The following is a 7,009-nucleotide window of genomic DNA, read 5'->3' on the forward strand; positions in this document are numbered from 1 at the left end:
GAAAGCCGAACGAATTTAAGGATTTATAGTGAGCAAGTCTCTGCAAGCCATTCGTGGCATGAACGACATCCTGCCCGAACAGACCCCGCTGTGGCGTTATTTCGAGGGCACTGTCGCGCGTCTGCTGGATAACTACGGTTACAAGCAGATCCGCATGCCGATCGTCGAATTCACCGAGCTGTTCAAGCGCTCGATCGGTGAAGTGACCGACATCGTCGAAAAAGAGATGTACACCTTCGAAGACCGCAACGGCGACTCCCTGACCCTGCGTCCGGAAGGCACCGCGGCGTGCGTGCGTGCAGTGCTCGAGCACGGCATCACCGGCGGTGGCCAGGTGCAGAAACTCTGGTACATCGGCCCGATGTTTCGCCACGAGCGTCCGCAGAAAGGTCGTTATCGCCAGTTCCACCAGATCGGTCTGGAGGTGTTCAACCTCGACGGTCCGGACATCGACGCCGAACTGATCATCATGACCTGGCGCCTGTGGGGCGAGCTGGGTATCCGTGATGCGGTCAAGCTCGAACTCAACAGCCTGGGCACCAGCGAGTCCCGTGGTCGCTATCGTGAAGCGCTGGTCGAGTACCTCTCGGCGCACCACGACAAGCTCGACGAAGACAGCCAGCGTCGCCTGAAAACCAACCCGCTGCGCGTGCTCGACACCAAAAATGCCGACACTCAAGCCGTACTGGTCGATGCGCCGAAGATGGCCGACTACCTGGACGACGAATCCCGTGCGCACTTCGAAGGTCTGAAGGCGCGTCTGGACGCGGTTGGCATCCCGTACGTGCTCAACCCGAAACTGGTGCGCGGCCTCGATTACTACAGCAAAACCGTATTCGAATGGGTCACCGACAAGCTCGGCGCCCAGGGCACTGTCTGCGCGGGCGGTCGTTACGACGGTCTGGTCGAGCAGATGGGCGGCAAGCCGACCGCAGGCGTCGGGTTCGCCATGGGCATCGAGCGTCTGGTGTTGATGCTCGAAACCCTTGAGCAGATCCCGGAAGAAATCTCCCGTCAGGTCGACGTCTACCTCTGCGCCTTTGGCGAGCAGGCCGAACTGGCCGGTCTGGCCCTGGCCGAGCGTGTACGTGACCAGCTTCCAAACCTGCGTCTGCAAGTCAATGCCGGCGCCGGCAGCTTCAAAAGCCAGTTCAAGAAAGCCGACAAGAGCGGTGCACTGTATGCACTGATCCTCGGTGACGACGAAATGGCCCAGCAAGTGGTAGGTTTCAAACCCCTGCGTGGCCAGGGCGAACAACAAAGCATTGCCTGGGATGCGCTCGCCGCTCACCTGGCCACCTGCGTCGTGCAGGGTTGAAGCTGTCTAAACAGCCGATTTAGCGATTAAGGAGTATTGGGGTGTCGAGTACCGAAGACGAACAGTTGGCGGATTTGAAGGACTGGTGGACACGCAACGGCAAACCTCTGGTCACCGGTGGCCTGTTGGCGCTGGTCATCGTGTTCGGCTGGCAGGCTTATCACAAGTATCAGAGCAACCAGTCGCAAGGCGCCTCGGTGCTCTATCAACAATTGCTGGAAACCACGCTGACCCCGGATGGCAAGCCTGACGCTGCCCGCGTTGCGGATCTGGCCGGCAAGCTCAACAGCGAATTCGGCGGCACCGCGTACGCGCAGTACGGCAGCCTGTTCGTGGCGAAAGTAGCGGTCGACAGCGGCAAGCTGGACGACGCCGCGACCGAACTCAAAGACATCGTTGCCAAACCGGCCAACCCGGCGCTGGGCGAAATCGCCCGTCAGCGTCTGGCGCAGGTGCTGGGTGCGCAGAACAAGGCCGATGAAGCCCTGAAGCTGCTCGACGGTGATGCTGACAAGGCGTTCCTGGCCACTCGCGAAGAACTCAAGGGCGACTTGCTGGTTCAGTTGGGTCGTACTGACGAAGCGAACACCGCGTATCAAAAAGCCAAGGCGGCACTGTCGGATGAAGCGGCAGTCGGTGGCCTTCAAATCAAGCTCGACGACCTGGCCAAAGGGGATGCGTGACGTGATCCGTTGGAAGCATGCAGCATTGCTGGCTCTGGCCATTCTGGCCGCGGGTTGCAGCAGCAACAGCAAAAAAGAACTGCCACCGGCCGAACTGACCTCCTTCAAAGAAGAAGTCGTTCTGCAGAAGCAGTGGAGTCGTTCGATCGGTGACGGTCAGGGCGAAACCTACAACATGTTGGTACCGGCGATCGACGGTGACACCATCTACGCGGCCGACGTGAACGGCATCGTGATGGCCATGGATCGCAACAACGGCGACGTGAAGTGGAAAAAAGAGCTTGAACTGCCTGTTTCCGGCGCCGTTGGCGTGGGTTACGGTCTGGTCACGATCGGTACCCTCAAGGGTGAAATCGTTGCGCTCGACGCCATCAACGGCGAAGAGAAGTGGCGCGCCCGGGTTTCCAGCGAAGTCCTCGCGCCGCCGGCCAACAACGGTGACGTCGTGGTGGTACAGACTCAGGACGATCGTCTGATCGGCCTGGATGCCGCCACCGGCAACCGTCGCTGGATTTACGACAGCACCCCAGCGGTACTGACCCTGCGCGGCACCAGCGCACCGGTCGTGACCAACCGCCTCGCGGTGGCTGGCCTGTCGACCGGTAAAGTGGTCGCCCTGGACATTTCCAACGGTGTGCCGGTCTGGGAACAACGGGTCGCGATTCCAACCGGTCGTTCGGAACTGGAGCGCGTGGTCGACATCGACGGCGGCCTGCTGCTGTCCGGCGAAACGCTGTACGTTGCCAGCTACCAGGGTCGCGTGGCAGCACTTGATCTGCAGAGCGGTCGCCAACTCTGGCAGCGCGATGCATCGAGCTATGCCGGTGTCGCTCAAGGTTTCGGCAACGTCTACGTGAGCCTGTCTTCGGGCACCGTTGAAGGCGTTGACGAGCGTTCGACCACTGCACTGTGGAGCAACGACTCGCTGGCTCGCCGTCAGTTGTCGGCGCCGGAAGTATTCTCCAGCTACGTAGCCGTCGGTGACCTGGAAGGTTACCTGCACCTGTTGAGCCAGGTGGACGGTCGTTTTGTGGGTCGTGAGCGTATCGACAGTGACGGCCTGCGTGCCCGTCCGCTGGTGGTGGGCAACACGATCTATGTGTATGGCAACAGCGGCAAACTGGAAGCCCTGACCATCAAGTAACAACTATGCTTGGGGTTAACGCCCCAGGCAGCTTCACTTGTGGGAGCGGGCTTGCTCGCGAAGGGCGTCAACGAAGACGCGTACAGCCTGATTAAACGCGGTGCTGCTACGGTCTTTCGCGAGCAAGCCCGCTCCCACAGTGTTGCCCCGAGCACCAGCCGCTGCCTCGCAGCGGCTTTTGTATTTTCTGAAATAACGAAGTGGAGAGCCGCATGGTTCCCGTAATCGCCCTGGTGGGCCGACCGAACGTCGGCAAATCCACCTTGTTCAACCGCCTGACCAGGACTCGTGACGCCATCGTCGGCGACTTGTCCGGTCTGACCCGTGATCGCCAGTACGGTGAGGCCAAGTGGCAAGGGCGTTCCTACATTCTGATCGACACCGGCGGTATCTCCGGTGACGAACACGGTATGGACGAAAAAATGGCCGAGCAGTCGCTGCTGGCCATTGAAGAAGCGGATGTTGTGCTGTTCCTGGTAGATGCCAAGGCCGGTTTCACCGCCGCCGACCAGATGATCGCCGAACACTTGCGCAAGCGTAACAAGCGTTCCCACGTGGTCGCCAACAAGGTCGACAACATCGACCCGGAAATGGCCCGCGCCGAATTCGCCCCGTTGGGCATGGGCCACGCGATCCCGATCGCCGGTGCTCACGGCCGTGGTATCACTCAACTGCTGGAAGCGGCACTGAGCGATTTCCCGCGTGATGATGACGAACCGGCGGAAGGCGAAGAGGAAGAGATCGTTGCCGAAGGCGAGGAAGCCAAGCGCATTCCTGGCCCGAGCGAAAAAGACGGGATCAAGATCGCCATCATCGGCCGTCCGAACGTCGGCAAGTCGACCCTGGTCAACCGCATGCTCGGTGAAGACCGGGTGATCGTCTACGACCAGCCCGGCACAACCCGCGACAGTATCTACATCCCGTTCGAGCGTAACGACGAGAAGTACACGCTGATCGACACCGCCGGTGTGCGCAAGCGCGGCAAGATCCACGAAGAAGTCGAAAAATTCTCCGTGGTCAAAACCCTGCAGGCGATCAAAGACGCCAACGTGGTGATCTTCGTGATGGACGCCCGCGAAGGCGTGGTCGATCACGACCTTAACCTGCTGGGCTTTGCCCTCGAAGCCGGTCGTGCGCTGGTGATCGCGATCAACAAATGGGACGGCATGACCCCGAGCGAGCGTGACTATGTGAAGGTCGAGCTGCAACGTCGTCTGTTCTTCGTCGACTTCGCCGATATTCACTTCATCTCGGCGCTGCACGGCACCGGCGTGGGCAACCTCTACGCCTCGGTACAGAACTCGTTCAAGTCGGCGGTGACCCGCTGGCCGACCAGCCGCCTGACGCAGATTCTCGAAGACGCGGTCAGCGAGCACCAGCCGCCGATGGTCAACAGCCGCCGGATCAAGCTGCGTTACGCTCACCTGGGTGGCGCGAACCCGCCGATCATCGTGATTCACGGTAACCAGATCGAGAAAGTGCCGAAGTCGTATGTGCGCTATCTGGAGAACACTTACCGCCGTGTGCTGAAGCTGGTCGGTACGCCGATCCGCATCGAGTTCAAGGGCGGCGAGAACCCGTACGAAGGCAACAAGAACACGCTGACCGACCGCCAGGTCAACAAGAAGCGTCGCTTGATGTCGCACAACAAGAAAGCCAGCAAGAAGCGCCGCGACAAGAAGTGATCAAGCTGATTGTTCCCACAATTGCGTGGGAATGCTCAACCGCTTCTGTAGGAGCTGGCGAAGCCTGCGATCTTTTGACTTTGCTTTGAAGGCGGGATCAAAAGATCGCAGCCTGCGGCAGCTCCTACAGGGTTTGGCGATAAAGAAGGGTGCCCGGTTGGGCGCCCTTTTTTTATGGGCGCCGGATGGGCTATTCTCGGGCTCTCCCGCGCCGCCGTCAGAGCCGGGTGTAGAGCAGGGAACCCCTCGATGATCACCAGTAAGCTGCCGAATGTCGGCATCACTATTTTCACGCAGATGTCTCAGCTCGCAGCGCAGACCGGAGCGATCAACCTGTCCCAGGGTTTTCCTGATTTCGACGGCCCACAATCCCTGCGTGACGCGGTCGGTCGGCATATCGCCAGCGGCCATAACCAGTATTCACCGATGACCGGTCTGCCGGCGCTGCGCGAGCAGATCGCGGCGAAGATCGCGCGCAGCTATGGTGTGAAAGTCGATGCCGATAGCGAAGTGACCGTGACGCCGGGCGCGACTCAGGCGATCTTCTGTGCGATTCAGGCGGTTATCCACAGCGGCGACGAAGTCATCGTGTTCGACCCGTGCTACGACAGCTATGAGCCGGCGACGCAGTTGGCGGGCGGCCGCTGCGTGCATGTGCAACTGAACCCGAACGATTTCTCCATCGATTTCGACAAGCTTGCTGCGGCCCTCAGCCCGCGCACGAAAATGATCGTCATCAACACCCCGCACAACCCGAGCGGTGCACTGATCAGCCGTGCCGAACTGGATCAACTGGCGGAGTTGATCCGGGGTCGGGACATCTACCTCATCAGCGACGAAGTCTATGAACACCTGGTGTTCGACGGTGTGCCGCATGTTAGCGTGCTGGCCCACGAAGAGCTGTATCAGCGCGCCTTCGTGGTCAGCTCATTCGGCAAGACCTATCACGTCACCGGCTGGAAAACCGGCTACGTGGTGGCGCCACCGGCGCTGACCGCCGAGCTGCGCAAGGTGCACCAGTACGTCAGTTTCTGCGGGGTCACGCCGCTGCAGTACGCCCTGGCCGATTACATGGCCGAACACCCGGAGCACGTTGAAGAGCTGCCGGGTTTCTATCAGGCCAAGCGCGACCTGTTCTGCGATTTGCTGGCGCCGTCGCGCTTTACCTTCACCCGCGTCACCGGTACGTATTTCCAGTTGGTCGACTACTCGCAGATTCGCCCTGACCTGAACGACGTCGACATGGCGATCTGGATGACCCGCGAACATGGCGTGGCGAGCATACCGGTGTCGGTGTTCTACCAGAATCCACCCGAAGGCCAGCGCCTGGTGCGCCTGTGCTTCGCCAAACGCGAGGAGACGCTGCGCGAGGCAGCGGCAAAACTATGCGTGATCTGAGTGCATTGCCCGATCTTCACCTGGCGCTGATCCAGACCAGTCTGGCCTGGCACGACCGTCAGGCCAACCTTGAGCACTTCGACGTGCTGCTGGAGCAGGCCCGCGGCGCCGACCTGATCATCCTGCCGGAGATGTTCACCACCGGCTTCTCCATGGAATCGGAAACCCTCGCCGAAGCCGAGCATGGCCCGACCAGCAAATGGATGAAGGCGCAGGCGGCGAAGCTCAATGCGGTGATCACCGGCAGCGTGATTATTCAGGCGGCGGACGGTAGCCATCGCAACCGCCTGCTGTGGGCGCGGCCGGACGGCGAAGTCTGGCATTACGACAAGCGCCACCTGTTCCGTATGGCGGGCGAGCACAATCACTACACTCCCGGCGAGCGCCAGGTGCAGTTCGAACTCAAGGGTTGGCGCATCCGGCCGCTGATTTGCTACGACCTGCGGTTCCCGGTGTGGAGTCGCGACGCGCAGGACACCGATCTGCTGCTGTACACCGCCAACTGGCCGGGCGCACGGCGGCTGCACTGGAACCGCTTGTTGCCGGCGCGGGCGATTGAAAACCTGTGCTATGTGGCGGCTGTGAATCGCATTGGCACCGACGGCAAGGGCTTCGCCTATACCGGCGACAGTCAGGTGCTGGATTTTCAGGGTGAAACGTTGCTGGCGGCGGGGGAGGCGGACGGCGTGTTCAAGGTCGTGCTGGAAGCCGCGCCATTGGCGGCGTATCGCGAGCGCTTTCCGGCGAATCTGGATGCGGATACCTTCGAACTCACTTGATA

Annotated in this window: 6 protein-coding genes; all 6 read left to right on the forward strand. The window is 60.8% G+C overall.

Translation table 11 applies throughout. From position 1 onward, the window contains the following. Window positions 1-28 precede the first annotated feature (28 nt). The 6 genes from hisS to NTD85_RS16405 all read left to right on the forward strand — a co-directional run bounded on the left by hisS (window position 29) and on the right by NTD85_RS16405 (window position 7,007). Complete coding sequence (gene hisS, locus NTD85_RS16380; protein ID WP_003227887.1) at window positions 29-1,318, forward strand: histidine--tRNA ligase; 1,290 nt, start codon at window positions 29-31, stop codon at window positions 1,316-1,318. Window positions 1,319-1,359: 41 nt separating this feature from the next. After that, entirely contained in the window at window positions 1,360-2,001 is a 642-nt protein-coding gene (locus NTD85_RS16385) for a YfgM family protein (RefSeq protein WP_262142687.1), read from the forward strand. Next, window positions 1,994-3,145 (forward strand): outer membrane protein assembly factor BamB, encoded by a 1,152-nt coding sequence (gene bamB / locus NTD85_RS16390; RefSeq protein WP_045122617.1) that lies wholly within the window; start codon window positions 1,994-1,996, stop codon window positions 3,143-3,145. The genes NTD85_RS16385 and bamB overlap by 8 nt, the downstream gene beginning before the upstream one ends. A gap of 212 nt (window positions 3,146-3,357) precedes the next feature. Next, window positions 3,358-4,830, forward strand: coding sequence for a ribosome biogenesis GTPase Der (gene der, locus NTD85_RS16395; protein ID WP_103520542.1), 1,473 nt, complete (start codon window positions 3,358-3,360; stop codon window positions 4,828-4,830). A gap of 249 nt (window positions 4,831-5,079) precedes the next feature. Beyond that, complete coding sequence (locus tag NTD85_RS16400) at window positions 5,080-6,228, forward strand: pyridoxal phosphate-dependent aminotransferase (protein ID WP_201136662.1); 1,149 nt, start codon at window positions 5,080-5,082, stop codon at window positions 6,226-6,228. Beyond that, window positions 6,216-7,007: an amidohydrolase gene (locus NTD85_RS16405; protein WP_103484079.1), complete on the forward strand. Its 792-nt coding sequence runs from the start codon at window positions 6,216-6,218 to the stop codon at window positions 7,005-7,007. Before NTD85_RS16400 ends, NTD85_RS16405 begins: the two co-directional genes overlap by 13 nt. Window positions 7,008-7,009 lie beyond the last annotated feature (2 nt).

This window comes from Pseudomonas sp. 13B_3.2_Bac1, assembly GCF_025466205.1.
GTDB classification, from domain to species: Bacteria; Pseudomonadota; Gammaproteobacteria; order Pseudomonadales; family Pseudomonadaceae; genus Aquipseudomonas; species Aquipseudomonas fluorescens_H.

What these genes read in the sequence shown, in the direction of transcription:
- bamB (WP_045122617.1), top strand. Translation starts at nt 1,994, where the DNA reads ATGCGTGACGTGATCCGTTGGAAGCATGCAGCATTGCTGGCTCTGGCC.
- der (WP_103520542.1), top strand. Translation starts at nt 3,358, where the DNA reads ATGGTTCCCGTAATCGCCCTGGTGGGCCGACCGAACGTCGGCAAATCC.
- NTD85_RS16400 (WP_201136662.1), top strand. Translation starts at nt 5,080, where the DNA reads ATGATCACCAGTAAGCTGCCGAATGTCGGCATCACTATTTTCACGCAG.
- NTD85_RS16405 (WP_103484079.1), top strand. Translation starts at nt 6,216, where the DNA reads ATGCGTGATCTGAGTGCATTGCCCGATCTTCACCTGGCGCTGATCCAG.